General features: G+C 72.4%; 13 protein-coding genes and 1 riboswitch. Of the genes, 4 read left to right on the top strand and 9 right to left on the bottom strand.

Features of this window, described 5'->3' with window-relative positions; genetic code table 11:
• Positions 1-160: 160 nt before the first annotated feature.
• Positions 161-1,441 (bottom strand): acyl-CoA dehydrogenase family protein, encoded by a 1,281-nt coding sequence (locus ACTJKO_RS17145; protein ID WP_440690534.1) that lies wholly within the window; start codon positions 1,439-1,441, stop codon positions 161-163.
• Positions 1,438-2,865 (bottom strand): LLM class flavin-dependent oxidoreductase, encoded by a 1,428-nt coding sequence (locus ACTJKO_RS17140; protein WP_440690532.1) that lies wholly within the window; start codon positions 2,863-2,865, stop codon positions 1,438-1,440. The genes ACTJKO_RS17145 and ACTJKO_RS17140 overlap by 4 nt, the downstream gene beginning before the upstream one ends.
• Positions 2,866-2,966: 101 nt before the next feature.
• Between ACTJKO_RS17140 and ACTJKO_RS17135 the strand changes: the two genes are divergently transcribed.
• Positions 2,967-4,361: an MFS transporter gene (locus tag ACTJKO_RS17135; protein ID WP_440690530.1), complete on the top strand. Its 1,395-nt coding sequence runs from the start codon at positions 2,967-2,969 to the stop codon at positions 4,359-4,361.
• Here the strand turns inward: ACTJKO_RS17135 and ACTJKO_RS17130 are convergent.
• From ACTJKO_RS17130 to ACTJKO_RS17110, 5 genes are all read right to left on the bottom strand, one after another.
• Complete coding sequence (locus ACTJKO_RS17130) at positions 4,243-4,839, bottom strand: ATP-binding protein (protein WP_440690528.1); 597 nt, start codon at positions 4,837-4,839, stop codon at positions 4,243-4,245. The two genes, ACTJKO_RS17135 and ACTJKO_RS17130, sit on opposite strands and share 119 nt — an antisense overlap.
• 10 nt (positions 4,840-4,849) lie before the next feature.
• A complete protein-coding gene (locus ACTJKO_RS17125) occupies positions 4,850-5,671 on the bottom strand; it encodes an energy-coupling factor transporter transmembrane component T family protein (protein ID WP_440690526.1) in 822 nt (273 codons plus the stop codon).
• Positions 5,668-7,257 carry an ABC transporter ATP-binding protein gene (locus ACTJKO_RS17120; protein WP_440690524.1) on the bottom strand — a complete coding sequence of 530 codons (1,590 nt, stop codon included), beginning with the start codon at positions 7,255-7,257 and terminating at the stop codon, positions 5,668-5,670. Before ACTJKO_RS17120 ends, ACTJKO_RS17125 begins: the two co-directional genes overlap by 4 nt.
• Complete coding sequence (locus ACTJKO_RS17115; RefSeq protein WP_440690522.1) at positions 7,254-7,892, bottom strand: ECF transporter S component; 639 nt, start codon at positions 7,890-7,892, stop codon at positions 7,254-7,256. The genes ACTJKO_RS17120 and ACTJKO_RS17115 overlap by 4 nt, the downstream gene beginning before the upstream one ends.
• Positions 7,887-7,998: riboswitch (TPP riboswitch) on the bottom strand. Its footprint overlaps the gene before it by 6 nt.
• An 80-nt stretch (positions 7,999-8,078) precedes the next feature.
• Positions 8,079-8,402: a hypothetical protein gene (locus ACTJKO_RS17110; protein ID WP_440690520.1), complete on the bottom strand. Its 324-nt coding sequence runs from the start codon at positions 8,400-8,402 to the stop codon at positions 8,079-8,081.
• Positions 8,403-8,530: 128 nt separating this feature from the next.
• Between ACTJKO_RS17110 and glgX the strand changes: the two genes are divergently transcribed.
• Genes glgX through treZ form a run of 3 tightly spaced genes read left to right on the top strand, consistent with a single transcriptional unit; the run spans position 8,531 to position 14,960 of the window.
• Positions 8,531-10,768, top strand: coding sequence for a glycogen debranching protein GlgX (glgX, locus tag ACTJKO_RS17105; protein ID WP_440690518.1), 2,238 nt, complete (start codon positions 8,531-8,533; stop codon positions 10,766-10,768).
• Positions 10,765-13,209 (top strand): malto-oligosyltrehalose synthase, encoded by a 2,445-nt coding sequence (treY, locus tag ACTJKO_RS17100; RefSeq protein ID WP_440690516.1) that lies wholly within the window; start codon positions 10,765-10,767, stop codon positions 13,207-13,209. Before glgX ends, treY begins: the two co-directional genes overlap by 4 nt.
• Positions 13,206-14,960 (top strand): malto-oligosyltrehalose trehalohydrolase, encoded by a 1,755-nt coding sequence (treZ, locus tag ACTJKO_RS17095; protein WP_440690514.1) that lies wholly within the window; start codon positions 13,206-13,208, stop codon positions 14,958-14,960. Before treY ends, treZ begins: the two co-directional genes overlap by 4 nt.
• A gap of 75 nt (positions 14,961-15,035) precedes the next feature.
• Here treZ and ACTJKO_RS17090 read toward each other — a convergent pair whose 3' ends face one another.
• On the bottom strand, positions 15,036-15,830 hold the full coding sequence (locus ACTJKO_RS17090; protein ID WP_440690512.1) for a polyprenol monophosphomannose synthase: 795 nt from the start codon (positions 15,828-15,830) through the stop codon (positions 15,036-15,038).
• Between the two features lie 165 nt (positions 15,831-15,995).
• Positions 15,996-16,335, bottom strand: a 340-nt coding sequence (locus tag ACTJKO_RS17085) for an aldo/keto reductase (protein WP_440690510.1), incomplete at its 5' end; no start/stop codon positions are given.

Genomic DNA, 16,335 nt, shown 5'->3' with positions numbered 1-16,335 from the left:
TCCGCGACGTTTCGGTCGGCGAAGTTTCGCGCTGAGCGACACCTCACGGGCGAACGACGCCGTGAACTGTCGCCCAGCACGAAAAGTCGTCCGACCGCGACGGGCCGACCGCGACGGGCCGCGCCGCCCACACGCGCCACCCGCCCCGCCGCCCGGCCGCTCAGAACCGCGTCGGCCCCACCTCGTGGTACCGCTCCCACGCGTCCACCGGCCCCCGCCCGTGCAGCACGTACTCCCCGACGAGCCGCTCCTTGTAGACGGCGGGGTTGTGCGACGCCACGACCCGCGCGTTCCGCCAGTGCCGGTCCAGCGCCCGGGTGCGGTCGGCGGCCGACGCTCCCCCGACCTCGAACAGCTCCGTCGCGGCCCGGAGCACCCGCGGACCGACCTCGACCTGCGCCTGGTAGACGGCGTTCTCCCCGGCGTCGAGCAGTGCGTGGTCGACCCCGACCCCCGGTTCGTTCGTCGCGACGACCGCGTCGAGCATCCCCGCCGCGGCGACGACGAGCGACCGCGCCGTGAACGCCCCGGCGGACAGCCGCCCGAGGACCGCCAGCACCTGGGGGTCCTCCCCCGGGGTCGCCGCGTTGGCGTGGATGTAGGTGCGGGTGCGTGGCCGGACGAACGCCACGGCGTCGTCCACGACCGCCTGCCCGATCCCGGCGAGGACCGCCAGCAGGTACAGCTGGTAGAACGCCTGGATGTGCGACAGCGGCGCATCCCGGTACGCCGAGACCACCGACGGGTCGACGGCGACGTCCTCGAAGACGGTGGTGCCGGACGCGGTCAGCCGCTGCCCGAAGCCGTCCCAGTCGTCGATGCCGGTGACCCCGGGGGCGTCGGTCGGCACGGCGAAGGTGACGCGTTCGCCGGCACGGTCGGCGGCGAGGTAGATCCAGTCGGAGTACAGCGTCCCGGTCGAGTAGAACTTCCGCCCGTCCAGCCGCCAGGTCCCGTCCGCGTCGGGAGCGACGGTCGTCGAGATGTCCGCGAGCGTCGTCCCCGTGCGCTCCGAGGTCGCGTTCCCCACGATCGCACCCCCGACGATCCGGTCCAGCCACTCGTCGCGGGTCGGCGAGTCCGGTCGCAGCAGCACCAGCTCGGTGTACCCGAAGTGCCCGCGCCACAGGTGCGCGATGTTCGAGTCGGCCGCGGCCAGGTCCGCCACGAGGTGCACGAGTTCGACGAGGCTCACGCCGAAGCCACCCCGGTCCTCGGGCACGCGCAGCCGTCCGAACCCGGCGGCGGCGAGCGCGCGCACCTCGTCGTGCGGCAGCGGCCGGTCGCCGGGTGTCGCGGACGCGAGCTCACGTTCGACGGCACCCTCGCGGATGTGCTCGAACACCGGTCGGAAGCGGTCGCGCAGCTCCGTCAGGCGGTCACGCCCGGCTCCGGTCGGGAGGCGCGCATCGCCGCCGGTGGTCGTCGTCGCGTCGGTCACGCCGTCACCTCCACGGCGTCACGCACGTCCCTCGCGCCGGTCGCGCCCGCCCCACCGGAGAACGCACCGCGCCACCGCCGTGCCGGGTGCGTGTCCGGCAGCTGCGCGTGGCCGAAGAGCTTCTGGCGCAGGGTGCCCTCGCGGTACTCGGACTGCATGAGTCCACGTTCCTGCAGGGTCGGCGCGATGTGGTCGACGAACTCCTCGTACGAGCCGGGCAGCGTCCAGTTGATGACGTTGACGCCGTCGACCCCGACGCGCTGCCACTGGGCCAGTTCGTCGGCGATCTGCTCGGGCGTCCCGACGACGCGGGCGCGGAGCTTGGCGGACAGGCGGGCGAGGTCGGCGATGGTCGGTTCGCGGTCGCCCGCGGCCTCGCGGAGCCACTGCAGGTGCGACTGCCCGGCGTGCGTGCGGACCTCGGACAGGGGCGTCGCCGGGTCGAGCGGTTCGCCGGTGTCGGGGTCGAACCCGAGGTTCGAGTGCACCAGGAATCCGTCGGCGGCGAGGTACTCGTCGATCTCCGCTTCCTTCGCCTTCGCCTCGGCTTCCGTGGAACCGGTGACGAAGGTCAGACCGAGGAAGAACGCGATGTCCTCCCGTCGGCGGCCCGCTGCCGCGGCGAGGTCCCGGGTCTCGCGGATGAGCTGCTCGGTGGCGTCGCGGTTCGACGTGAGGATGAACTGCGCCTCGGCGTTCCGCGCGGCGAACGCCCGGCCCGCCGGCGAGGACCCCGCCTGGAACAGCACCGGCGTCCGCTGCGGCGACGGCGCCGACAGGTGCGGCCCCTGCACGTCGTAGCGCTTCCCGTGGTGGTCGATCCGGTGCACCTTCTCCGGGTCGGCGTACCCGCGCACCGGGTCCTTGAGCACGGCGTCGTCCTCCCACGAGCCCTCCCAGAGCTTCGCGCAGACCTCGAGGTACTCCTCGGCCCAGACGTAGCGCTCGTCGTGCTCCTCGAGCCGGTCCTGCCCGAAGTTCCGGGCGGCGCTGTCGAGCGCACTCGTGACGACGTTCCACCCGATGCGACCGCGGGTGATGTGGTCGAGCGTGGACACCTTGCGGGCGAAGTCGAACGGGTGCGCCTGGATCACGCTCGACGTGAACGCGAGCCCGAGGTGCTCCGTGGACACGGCGAGCGCGGAGAGCAGCACGGACGGGTCGTTCGAGGGGATCTGCAGTCCCTCGCGGAGGTTCGTGGAGTAGTCCCCGCGCCCCGGTCCGTAGGTGCCGACGACGTCCGCGAAGAACATCGCGTCGAACTTGCCGCGCTCGAGGGTCCGCGCGAGATCCGTCCAGAGGGTCACGTCGTCGAAGTCGGCCTGCCGGGCGTCCGGGTGGCGCCAGAGGCCGTGCTGGATGTGCGACGTCGTGTTCATGACGAAGGCCGCGAAGCGCAGCGGGCGGTTCGGTGCATCGCTCATGCGTCCATGTTCCCCGTCGGACCCGCGGCCGGGGGCCCGAGGTGACACCGCGTTACGCGGGGTGTTCCCCGGCGCGCCGGACCCGGCCATGCTCCTGAGGCATGTCGACCCCGACCACCGCAGCCGCGCCTCCCGTCCGGCCCACCGCACCGTCCACCAGCGCGACGCGTCGTCGTGTCGCGCTGGCGTCCTTCGTCGGCACGACCGTCGAGTACTACGACTTCTACCTGTACGCGACGGCGTCCGCGCTCGTGTTCGCGCCGACGTTCTTCCCGGCCGTGACGCCGGCCGTGGGCGTGATCGCCTCGTTCGCGACCTACGGGGTCGGCTTCGTCGCACGGCCGCTGGGCGGGGTGATCGCCGGGCACCTGGGCGACCGGATCGGCCGGAAGAAGCTGCTCGTCGCGTCGCTGGTGCTGATGGGGGTCGCATCGACGCTGATCGGTGCGGTGCCGTCCGCGGCGACGATCGGCATCGGCGCGGTCGTCGCGCTGGTGTTCCTGCGGTTGCTGCAGGGGGTCGCGGCCGGTGCCGAGTGGGGCGGGTCCGCGCTGCTGTCGGTCGAGCACGCGCCCGAGCGTCACCGCGGGCTCTTCGGCGCCTTCACGCAGATGGGATCGGCGGGCGGGATGCTGCTCGCGACCGGCGTGTTCACGCTCGTGCGGACCGTGCTCGGCAACGAGGTGTTCCTCGCGTGGGGGTGGCGACTGCCGTTCCTGTTCTCGGCCGTCATCGTCGCCGTGGGGCTCGTCATCCGGCTCGGTGTGCAGGACGCGCCCGTGTTCCAGGAGCTGCGCGCCTCCGGCGGCGTCGAGCGTTTCCCGGTCTGGCAGGCGATCCGACGGCACCCGCGGGCGATCCTCGTCACCGCCGGGCTGCGGCTCGTCCAGCCGGCGCTGTACTCGATCCTGACGACCTACTCGCTGACGTACCTCGGTGCGAAGCGCGGCGAGGACGGGTCCGCCGCCGGGTTGCAGGCCGTGTTGATCATCTCCGCTGTCTCACTCGTGTCCACGCCGTTCTGGGGCTGGCTGTCCGACCGGGTCGGGCGCCGGGTGCTCACCATCGGGTCGGCGATCGGCATCGGGGTGCTCGTCTGGCCGTTCTTCGCGTTCCTCGACGCGGGGCCGCTCGCACTGTTGCCGCTCGTGGCGCTGGTCGGGATGTGCGTGTTCCACGACAGCATCTACGGACCCCAGGCCGCGTGGTTCGCCGAGCAGTTCCCCACCGGGCGGCGCTACTCCGGGATGAGCCTCGGGTACCAGATCGGGTCGATCTTCTCGGTGGGGCTCACGCCGTTGCTGGCGGCCGTGTTCGTCGAGGTCGGTGAGGGCTCGCCGTGGATCCTGTGCGCCTACATCGGTGTGTACGCGGTGCTCAGCGTCGTGGCGGCGGCGTTCGCGGTCGACCCGAGCGGAGCCCGGCGGCGTGCGGGTGCCGCCGATCCGTCCGCACCACGAGGTCGGCGAGGGCTGCCGGGTCCTCGGCCGCGATGAACGCTTCCTCCTGCGCTGCCCAGCGTTCCCACTGCCGCGCGAACACCTCGCCGTCCCGGCCGATCGCCCGCTGCCACCGGGTCCGGTCGTCCGCCTCGAGCCAGACGCGCAGGGTCGCGAGCGGGGCCGAGTCACGCGACAGCGCACCGCACCCCTCGACGACCACCGGGAGGCGCGGGTCGACCGCCGTCCACCCGTCCGGTTCCGAGGCCGCCCAGTCCCACCGGCGGTACCCGGAGCGTGCTCCGAGGACGTCCGTGACGACCGCGTCGGACGCCGCCCGGAGGCCGTCCCATCCGGGGTAGACGTCATCGAGGTGCACGACCTGCGCGCCGAGGCGTTCCGCCAGGGCGTCGCCGAGGGTCGTCTTCCCGGTGCCCGAGCGTCCGTCGACCAGGACGACGACCCGCTCGGTCCGGCCGTCGTCGGCGCCGGCCGCGACCCGGGCCACGAGCTCGTCCACGAGTGCGTCGTCCACGGCCGAGCGCTCAGGCACGCCACGTCCCGGCGCACACGGCCACGCTGATCGACACGACGCCGATCCCGACGAGCACCCCCACCATCGCCCACTCCGGCCCCGCGAACCGTGCCGTCCGTGCCCAGGTCCGCCGTCCGGGAGCGCCGAACCCGCGCGACTCCATCGCGACCGCGAGCGTGGTGGCGCGGCGGAGTGCGAGCACGAGGAGGGCGAACGCCATGGTCGCCCCGCGCCGGAGCCGACCGGTGTCGGCGACGCCGCGCGCGCGACGCGCCATCCCGAGCTGCCGCCAGTCCTCACCGAGCAGGGTCATCATCCGGACGGCGGCGAGCGCGCCGAGCACGAACCGGGCCGGGAGGCGCAGCAGCTGCGCGAGGCCGTCCGCGAGGTCCGTGGGGTCGACCCGGATGAACAGCACGACCGCGGGCAGCCCGACCGCGAGCACCCGCAACGCGGTCGCGAGCGCGAGGGTGAGCGATCCGTCGGTCACGTGCGCGGGGCCGAGGTCGAACCAGTGTCGTCCGGAGGGCCGCCCGTACAGCGCGATGCTGATGGCCGTGAGGGGTACGGCGACGAGGACGGGTGACGTGCGGAGCAGCAGGGTCCGGGGCGGGATGCGGAGGAGCGGCAGGAGCGCGACCTCGATGCCGAGGGCGACCGCTGCGGTGACGACGTCGAGGCTCGTCACGAGGCAGACGCCCAGCGCGAGGACGCCGAGCAGCGGGGCCACCGGTTGCACTCCGCGGATGCCGCGGGCCCGCTCCGTTCCGTCGGGGCGTCCTGGAGGCGCGGCGCGGTCGGGTGCACCGGCCGCGGGAGTCGGGGCGGTCACCGCTGCACCGCCGTGCTGCGCGGGCGGTGCGGGAGCGCTGGGTCGCCGACGTGCGGCGCGTCGGGCGCCGCGTCGATGTCGTCGGTGTCGTCGGTGGCCGGGGTCGCGCCGGACGGCCCGAGCACGACCTCGTCGGCGTCGAGCGCCCGCACGAGGTCGCGGTCGTGCGTGACGGCGACGACGGCGGTGCCCGAATCCGCGAGCGCGCCGAGCCGGTCGACGACGGCCTGCCACGTCGCGCGGTCCTGCCCGGAGGTCGGTTCGTCGAGCACGACGACGGGCGGACGGGCGGCGATGACGGTCCCGATCGCGAGCCGTCGCTGTTCGCCGCCGGAGAGGGTGAACGGGTTGGCGTCCGCCAGGTGCGCGAGGCCGAAGTCGGTGAGCAGCTCGTCGACACGGGCGTCCACGTCGGGCAGACCGAGTGCGCGCGGTCCGACGGCGAGCTCCTCGCGGACGGTCCGGGCGACGAACTGGTGCTCGGGGTCCTGGAACACGGTGCCGATCCGGGCGGCGAGGCGACGGCTCGTCCAGGCTGCCGGTGCGTCCTCGTCGTCGTCGGTGAGCGCGCGGGTGGCCCGGAGCGTCCCCTCGGCGGGTCGGAGGAGCCCGGCGAGCGTGAGTCCGAGCGTGGACTTGCCGACGCCGTTCGGCCCGGTGACGGCGAGGACCCGACCGGCGCGGACGTCGAGGTCGATCCCGCGACCGACCGGCTGGCGTCGGCCCCGGGCGGTGCCGAGCGAGCGCGCCGTGAGCAGCTCGTCGCCCTCGGTGCGGTCCGCGCGGCGGGCGGAAGCGCGGGCGGGTCCGGAGCCGGGCACCCACACTCCGGCCGCGGTCAGCGCTTCCCGGTGCGATGCGAGCACGGCGTCGGGCGGGCCGTCGACGACCACACCCCCGCCGGCCTCGAGGAGCACGAGCCGGTCGACCAGGTCGAGCCAGGTGCCGATGCGGTGTTCGACGACGAGCATCGTGGCGCCGGTGGCGTCCAGCAGCGCCCGGACGGCGCCGTGCACCTGCTCGACGCCCGCCGGGTCGAGGTTCGCGCACGGTTCGTCGAGCACGAGCGCGCCGGGCCGCATGGCGAGCACGCCCGCGAGGGCCAGCCGCTGCCGTTGGCCACCGGACAGCATCGTGGTCGATCGGTCGAGCGGCAGGTCGAGGCCGACGACGTCGAGCGCCGATCGCACGCGTTCCCAGGTCTCCGCACGCGGGACACCGAGGTTCTCGCACCCGAACGCGACGTCGTCCCCGATGCGGGACATCACGGTGTGGGCCTCGGGGTCCTGCATGACGAGGCCGACGCGTCCGCGGACCGCGCGGGGGTCGGCTCCGTCGACGAGGACCGTGCCCTGCACCGACGCCGCGGTGTCGTCCGCGTCGTCCGGTTCATCGGGGAGCACCGCGGCGACGGCCCGCAGGAGCGTCGACTTGCCCGCTCCCGACGGCCCGACGATCGCGACGCGCTCCCCCGGCTCCACCGTCAGGTCGACGCCACGGACCGCCCAGTCACCGCGGTCGGCGTAGCGCCAGCCCCAGTCGCGGAAGGTGATCCGTGCCGGCGTCGTCCCGGACGCGGTGCTCACGCGACGGCGCGGTTCCGGCGCCTGGCGTGTTCCCGTCCAGCGGCGAACGACGAGAGCACGCCGGTCGCGGCGAGCGCGCGGACGAGGAGCCACCCGCCGGCCCCGGCGATCACGGCACCGCCGATGATCGCCGACACCACGTACGCGACCTTGAAGCCCGCGTCGAGGGCCGCGTACCAGAGCAGCGTGTCGTTGAGGCCGAGCGCCAGCCCGGCGGCCGCACCGGCGAGCACCACGACCGGCAGGCGGGTGCTGCGGTACAGGAACAGCGCGAGGACGAGCTCGGCGCCGAGACCCTGCACGAGTCCGGCCTCGAGCGTCAGCCAGCCCCACTGCGTCCCGAGCAGGGCCTCGACGGAAGCGGCCACCATCTCGGCGTACAACGCCGCTCCCGGCTTGCGGACGATGATCGCGACGACCGGACCGGCGAGCAGCCAGACGCCGCCGAAGAACGCCTGGGTGCCCGGGAGCAGGAGCGTCATCGCGGCGCTGAGCGGCTCGTAGGGGAACTCCCAGACCTTGAAGACGACACCGATCGCGACGGCGAGCACGCTCGCGACGACGATGTCGACGACGCGCCAGCGCAACGAGCGCTTCGCGGTGGACGGTACGGCTGACGACGTGCCTGTGGACATGGTCCTGACTCCTCCCTGCGCCGGCATGATCCGGATCAGGTTCGACGGTCGGAGCGCCACTCGCTCCCTCTCAGCCCGGCGGTCCCGGACTCCCGTGTGTGTCCCGCCAGTGTAGACGGGACGCGACTGCGTGACGAACGGGAGGCGCGGTGCCGACCGGCACCGCGCCTCCCGTTCGTCAGGACGTCACTTCTTGAGGACGCGCACCAGCTTGCGCAGCACCGTCCCGGTGACCCAGATCACCGGGACGCTCACCGCGAGCAGCGAGACGAGGTTCGGCTCGAACTCGAGGTCCCGGCCCGGTCGGCGGACGTACGCGCCGATCGGGATCGAGACGGAACCGCCGCCCCCGCCGCCGTTCTCGTCGCCGTCACCGCCGCCGCCGAAGCCGAACCAGCCGAGCGACACCGGGATGAGGGTCTGGTCGCCGACCTCGACCGGCTCCCCGTAGTTCGTGGAGACGCCCACGGGGCGCACCTTGTCTGCGATCTGCGTGACGATGTTGGCCATGCGCGCGAGGCTACTCGCCCCTCCCTCCACAGGACGCGGTGTCCACGAACCGCCCACGGCTGTGCCTTGTCTGCGGACGCGGACGGCCAGCGCCGATATGTTGGCGCCACCCACACCTGGAGGACCGTTTGCACACCTGGCCCGGCAACCCGTACCCGCTCGGTGCGACCTACGACGGAAGCGGCACGAACTTCGCGCTCTTCAGCGAGGTCGCAGAGCGCGTCGATCTCTGTCTCTTCGACGACGACGGCAACGAAGAGTGCGTCCCCCTCGTCGAGGTGGACGCGTACGTCTGGCACGCGTACCTCCCGAACGTCGGCCCCGGACAGCAGTACGGGTTCCGTGTCCACGGCGAGTACGACCCCGCGAAGGGACTGCGCGCCAACCCGAGCAAGCTGCTGCTCGACCCCTACGCGAAGGCGACCAGCGGGGACATCGACTGGGACCAGTCGCTGTTCTCGTACACGTTCGGCGACCCCGACTCGACGAACGACGACGACTCGGCGTCGCACATGATGAAGGGCGTCGTCATCAACCCGTTCTTCGACTGGCAGGGCGACCGCGCACCGCGGACCCCGTACGGCGAGACGGTCATCTACGAAGCGCACGTCAAGGGCCTCACCGAGACCCACCCGGACGTCCCCGAGGAGCAGCGCGGCACCTACGCCGGCGTCGCACACCCCGCGGTCATCGAGCACCTCCAGCGGCTCGGCGTCACCACGCTCGAGCTGATGCCCGTGCACCAGTTCGTGAACGACTCCACCCTGCAGGACAAGGGACTGTCGAACTACTGGGGCTACAACACGATCGGCTTCTTCGCGCCGCACTCGCACTACTCGTCCTCGGGCGACCAGGGCCAGCAGGTCCAGGAGTTCAAGACGATGGTGCGCGAGCTCCACCGCGCCGGCATCGAGGTCGTGCTCGACGTCGTCTACAACCACACCGCCGAGGGCAACCACCTCGGCCCGACCCTGTCGTTCCGCGGCATCGACAACGCGGCGTACTACCGCCTCGTCGACGACGACAAGCGGTACTACATGGACTACACGGGCACCGGCAACTCGCTCAACGTCGGGCACCCGCACTCGCTGCAGCTCATCATGGACTCGCTGCGGTACTGGGTGACCGAGATGCACGTCGACGGGTTCCGTTTCGACCTCGCCGCGGCACTCGCCCGCGAGTTCTACGAGGTCGACCGGCTGTCGGCGTTCTTCGAACTCGTCCAGCAGGACCCGATCGTGTCGCAGGTGAAGCTCATCGCCGAGCCGTGGGACGTCGGCCCCGGCGGCTACCAGGTCGGCAACTTCCCGCCGCAGTGGTCCGAGTGGAACGGCAAGTACCGCGACACGGTTCGGGACTTCTGGCGCGGCGAGCCCTCGACGCTCGGCGAGTTCGCCTCGCGGATCTCGGGTTCGGCGGACCTCTACGAGCACGACGGCCGCACCCCCAAGGCGAGCATCAACTTCATCACCGCCCACGACGGCTTCACGCTGTACGACCTCGTCGCCTACAACGAGAAGCACAACGAGGCCAACGGCGAGGACAACAACGACGGCGAGAGCCACAACCGGTCCTGGAACTCCGGCGCAGAAGGGCCGACCGACGACGAGTCGGTGAACGCCCTGCGGCTCCAGCGGCGACGGAACTTCCTGGCGACGCTGCTGCTCAGCCAGGGCGTGCCGATGATCGCGCACGGCGACGAGCTCGGACGGTCGCAGTCCGGCAACAACAACGTCTACGCACAGGACTCCGAACTCAGCTGGATCGACTGGGAGACCGCTGACGAGGACCTCATCCAGTTCACGGCCGACGTCGTCAAGCTCCGCCACGACCACCCGACCTTCCGGCGCACCCGCTACTTCAACGGGCGGCCGGTCCGACGGGGCGAGGGCGAGCCGCTGCCCGACGTCGTCTGGCTCACGCCGGCCGGCGACGCGATGGAGCCGGAGGACTGGGACTCCGGCTTCGGCAAGAGCGTCGGCATGTACCTGAACGGCAACGGCATCCGGGGCCGCGACGCCCGCGGCGAGCGCGTCACCGACGTGGGCTTCATCACGTACTTCAACGCCCACGACGACACCGTGACGTTCACCATCCCGCCGGAGGAGTACGCGCCCGGCTGGACCGTCCGGATCGACACGGCGGACCCGGGCGCTCGTGACGAGGTGCTCGAACCCGGTACCCCGCTCGACGTCCCCGCGCGCTCGATGATCGTCCTGCGCGCCGAGCCCGACCACGAGGTCACGGTCACGCCGGTCGACACCTCGGCGGAACGCCCGGCGACCCCGGCGCCGCAGGACGCCGTCACGCCCGCGAACCCCGCCGGGGCGACCGCTCCGTCCGACACCTCCGGCGGCCAGCAGTGACCGCCCGTCGGGTCCCGGTCTCCACCTACCGCGTCCAGGTCACGTCGGACTTCGACCTGACGGCGGCGGCGGACCTCGTCGACTACGTCCGGGACCTCGGGGCCGACTGGCTGTACCTGTCCCCCGTGCTCCAGGCGGAGCCGGGGTCGCAGCACGGCTACGACGTCGTCGACCACTCGCACGTCGACACCGAGCGCGGCGGCGACGAGGCGTTCCGGGTGCTCGCGGAAGCGGCGCACGCGGCGGGCCTCGGTGTCCTCGTCGACGTCGTCCCGAACCACGTCGGCGTGGCCACCCCCGCGGCGAACCCCTGGTGGTGGTCGCTGCTCGAGCACGGGCAGGGCTCGCCCGTGGCCTGGGCGTTCGACGTCGACTGGGAAGCCGGCGACGGCAGGCTCCGGGTGCCGGTGCTCGACGATCGTCTGCTCGACGGCGTGACCCTCCGTGACGGCCGTCTGTACCTGGGTGACACCGCCTACCCGACCGCCCCCGGCACCGTCCACGACGGCGACACCGTCGAGGACGTCCACGCACGCCAGCACTACGAGTTCGTCCACTGGAAGCGCGCCGACCACGAGCTGAACTACCGCCGGTTCTTCGCGGTCAACACGCTCGCGGCGATCCGGGTCGAGGAGCCCGAGGTGTTCGCGGCCTCGCACGACACGATCGGCTCGTGGTTCCGCGACGGACTCGTCGACGGCCTCCGCATCGACCACCCGGACGGCCTGTACGACCCCGCCGGGTACCTGCAGGACCTCGCCGGGCTGACCGGAGGCGCCTACACGCTCGTCGAGAAGATCCTCGAGCCGGGTGAGGCACTGCCGTCGAGCTGGCCGGTGGACGGCACCACCGGGTACGACGCCCTCGGGGTGCTCGACCGGGTCTTCGTCGACCCCGCCGGCGAGGAGCCCCTGACGGCCGCCTCGGGCGCGGAGCCGACCGACTGGCAACAGCTCACGCACGACACCCGCCGCGGCATCGCCGACGGGATCCTCGGCAGCGAGGTCGAACGCCTGGCCCGGCTGCTCGGCCCCTCGACCGCCGGTGCCGGTGCCCCGCAGCTCCCGCACGAGCGCATCGTCGACGCCCTCGCCGAGATCGTGGCGTCCTTCGACGTGTACCGCACGTACCTGCCCGAGGGCGCACACCACCTCATCACGGCGCTCGAGCGCGCTGCCGAGACCCGACCGGACCTCGACGACGTGATCGACCGCATCGCCCCGGCACTCGTCGACCCGTCGAACGCCGCGGCGATCCGGCTGCAGCAGACCAGCGGCATGGTGATGGCGAAGGGCGTCGAGGACACCGCGTTCTACCGCACCTCACGCCTGACGTCGCTCAGCGAGGTCGGCGGCGACCCGAGCGTCTTCTCCGTGACGGTGGACGACTTCCACCAGGCACAACGGGACCGCCTCGGCAGCTGGCCGAACACGATGACCACCCTCACGACGCACGACACCAAGCGCAGCGAGGACACCCGCGCCCGCATCGCCGTGCTCGCCGAGCTCGGTGACGAATGGACGGCCACGCTCGAGCGGCTGCAGTCGCTGGCGCCGCTCGACGACGCCGTCCTGGCGGACCTGCTCTGGCAGGCGATCGTGGGGGCGCGGCCGGCGAGCCGTGAACGACTGCACGCCTACGCCGAGAAGGCGTCGCGTGAGGCCGGGGACAGCACCACGTGGACGTCCCCCGACGAGGACTTCGAGCGTCGCATGCACGCGCTGGTCGACGCCGCGTTCGACGACGCTGCCGTGGTCGCCGTGCTCGACGCCCTCGACGAACGCATCGACGCCGCCGGCTGGTCGAACGGCCTCGGGCAGAAACTCGTGCAGATCACGGCGCCGGGCGTCCCCGACGTCTACCAGGGCACCGAGTTCTGGGACCGCTCGCTGGTCGACCCGGACAACCGCCGCCCGGTGGACTACGCCGAACGCCGACACGTCCTGGCGGAACTCGACGGACCGGACGACGACGGCCCGGAGCGCCTCCCCGGCATCGGGCTCGACGGGGCCGCGAAGCTCCTCGTGACCAGTCGTGCCCTGCGGCTGCGTCGCGACCACCCGGAGCTGTTCTCCCGCTACCTCGCCCTCGAGGCGACCGGGAGCGCGGCCGACCACGTCGTCGCGTTCGACCGCGGCGGCGCGATCACCATCGCCACCCGGCTGCCCATCGGTCTCGAACGGGTGGGCGGCTGGGGCGACACCCTCGTGCACGCCAGCCCACTGGAGCGCGTGGACCTCCTGACCGGTCGACGGCTCCCCGCAGACCGGGGCATCGCGCTCGCCGAACTGCTCACGGACTTCCCCGTGGCGCTGCTCGTCCCCGCGCACGTCGCCGAGGCGACCGACCACGGGACCGCACGGACCACGACCGCCGACGCCGGATCCGTCGTCGAGTCCGACGCGCAGGCCGACATCGACATCCTGGAGGGGCACGCATGACCGCACCCGACCGCTACGCCGTCTGGGCACCGACCGCGGAGCGCGTGCGCCTCGTCGTCGACGGCACCGAGTACCCGCTGACCCGCGGCTCCGACGACTGGTGGACCACCGACGCGATCGTCCCCGTCGTCGGCGCCCGGTACGGCTTCCGCCTGGGGGACGACGACGCCGTCCGGCCCGATCCCCGCAGCCGGTTCCAGCCCGAGGGCGTCCACGGCCCCTCCGAGGTCGTCGACCCGGAGCGGTTCTCGTGGACGGACGACGCGTGGACCGGACGCCCGGCCCGTGGCGGCGTCGTCTACGAGATGCACGTGGGCACCTACACGCCCGAGGGGACCCTCGACGCAGCGGCCGCCAAGCTCGAGCACCTCGTGGAGCTCGGGGTCGAGTTCGTCGAGCTCCTGCCCGTCAACGCCGTCAACGGCGAGTGGAACTGGGGGTACGACGGTGTCGGTTGGTTCGCCGTGCACGCCCCGTACGGCGGTCCGGACGCCTACGACCGGTTCGTCGACCGGGCGCACGCGCTCGGTCTCGGCGTCATCCAGGACGTCGTGTACAACCACCTCGGGCCGAGCGGGAACTACCTGCCGCTCTACGGGCCGTACCTGCTGCAGGGCCTCGGCAACACCTGGGGCGACTCGGTGAACGTCGAGCACCCGGAGGTCCGCCGGTACGTGCTCGACAACGTGCGCATGTGGTTCCGCGACCACCACGTCGACGGGCTCCGGTTGGACGCGGTCCACGCCATCCGCGACACCACGCGGCCGCACGTGCTGCAGGCGATGGCTTCGGAGACCGACGCGTTCTCGGCGTTCGTCGGCCGACCGCTGTCGCTCATCGCCGAGTCGGACCTCAACGATCCGATCATGTTCCGACCGCAGGAGGCCGCGGGGTACGGGTTGGCCGGCCAGTGGTCGGACGACTTCCACCACGCCGTGCACGTGGCGCTCACCGGCGAGACGAACGGCTACTACGCGGACTTCGCACCACTGTCGGCGCTGGCGAAGGTGCTGCAGCACGGGTTCTTCCACGACGGTACGTGGTCGTCGTTCCGCCGGAAGCGGCACGGGCGTCCGATCGACCGCGGGACCTCGCCGACGACCGCCCTCGTCGTGGCGAACCAGAACCACGACCAGATCGGCAACCGGGCCGCCGGCGACCGGCTGGCGGCCACGCTCTCCGACGAGGGGCTCGTCATCGCCGCGGCCCTGACGCTGCTCGGCCCGTTCACGCCGATGCTCTTCATGGGCGAGGAGTTCGCCGCGACGACGCCGTGGCAGTTCTTCACGTCGCACCCCGAACCGGAGCTCGGCAAGGCCACGGCCGAGGGCCGCATCCGAGAGTTCGCCGAGCACGGCTGGGACGAATCGGCCGTGCCGGACCCGCAGGACCCGTCGACGTTCACGAACTCGAAGCTCGACTGGTCGGACGTCGACTCCGAGCGGGGCGCGGCGATCCTCCGCGCTTACCGGGTGCTCATCGCCCTGCGACGGACGGACCAGGCGTTCGTCGACCCACGGTACGAGGCCAACGCCGTGCGGTTCAGCGAGGACCGTCGCTGGCTCGTCCTGACCCGAGGGCTGCTCGGCCCCGACGTCCCGCCGGTGCACGTCGTCGTGAACTTCCTCGACGACGCCGCCGAGGTGCCCGTACCCGGCGCGACCGGCGACGAGCTGTACCGGTTCGGCGAGGCCGAGGTCGAGACCGACTGCGTCCGGTTCACCGGCCGGGGCATCGTCGTCGTGCGCTGAGCGGCCGGGGCCGACCGACGTCAGGCGCGGTGCCGACCGGCACCGCGCCTGATGTCACGTCGGGCGAGACGACCGTCACGCCGTGCGGTCGGCGACCGCGTGCGCGTTCGTGCGCACCGACGGCAGCCGACGGTGGTCCTTCACCAGGGAACGTGCTTCGCGCAGCCGTCGGTCGATGCCCCACTTGGTCACGAGGGTGAGGCTCTCGCGCACGATGTTGCCGCTCATCTTCGAGACACCGAACTCCCGCTCCGTGAACGTGATCGGGGTCTCGACGACCCGCAGGCCCGCCTCGAGCGCGCGCCAGCAGAGGTCCACCTGGAAGCAGTACCCCTTCGACGCGACGCCCGCGAGGTCGATCCGCTCGAACGCCCGCGAGGTGAACACCCGGAAGCCGCCGGTCGCGTCGCGCACGGCGATGCCGAGGGCCATGCGGGTGTAGAGGTTGCCGCCGCGGGACAGCAGTTCGCGGTACCACGGCCAGTTCTCGACCTCGCCGCCACGGACCCAGCGGGACCCGAGGACGAGGTCGTTCGTGTCGGCGAGTTCGAGCATCCAGGGCAGGTACTCCGGGTGGTGCGAGCCGTCCGCGTCCATCTCGACGAGCTTCTCGTACCCGTGTTCCAGCCCCCAGGCGAAGCCGGCGAGGTACGCGCCGCCGAGGCCGTCCTTCACCGTGCGGTGCATGACGTGGACGCGCTCGGTCTCGCGGGCGATCTCGTCGGCGATGTCGCCGGTGCCGTCCGGTGAGTTGTCGTCCACGACGAGCACGTGCACCGAGTCGTCGGTGGCGGCCAGCGTGCGCGCCACGATGGGACGGACGTTCTCCGCCTCGTCGTAGGTCGGGATGATGACCAGGGTCGTGCTCATGGTGCTCCTTGCGCTCAGCCTCCCACGGTATCGGGCAGCAGCTGCGACGATCCGACGAGCGCTCTGCGAAGTCGGTCAGACTGCGCGCGGAGCGGGCTCCGCGAACACGACGGGAGGCGCGGTGCCAGCCGGCACCGCGCCTCCCGTCGACGAGCGGGCGAGCGTCTACGCGGGACGCGACGCCGGGCTGACGTTCTTCGACGCGTCGCGCTCCGGGATGTCCCCGAGCGCCTCGTCGATGGCCCGCAGCGCCTCGGCCTCGAGCCGCACGCCGGCCGCCTTGACGTTGTCGGTGACCTGCTGGGGGCGGGACGCGCCGACGATCGCCGAGGCGACGTTGTCGTTCTGCAGCGTCCACGCGATGGCGAGCTGGGCGAGGGTCAGACCGGCCTGATCGGCGATCGGCTGGAGACGCTGGACGGCTTCGAGGACCTCGTCGCGCATGAACCGCTTGATCATGTCCGCGCCGCCCTTCTCGTCCGTGGCGCGCGAGCCCTCGGGGAGC

This window comes from Curtobacterium sp. 22159 (genome assembly GCF_052045775.1).
In the GTDB taxonomy this organism is placed as follows: domain Bacteria; phylum Actinomycetota; class Actinomycetes; order Actinomycetales; family Microbacteriaceae; genus Curtobacterium.
Note: the sequence above shows the minus strand (reverse complement) of the source record. Positions and strands in the feature narration are given on the sequence as shown.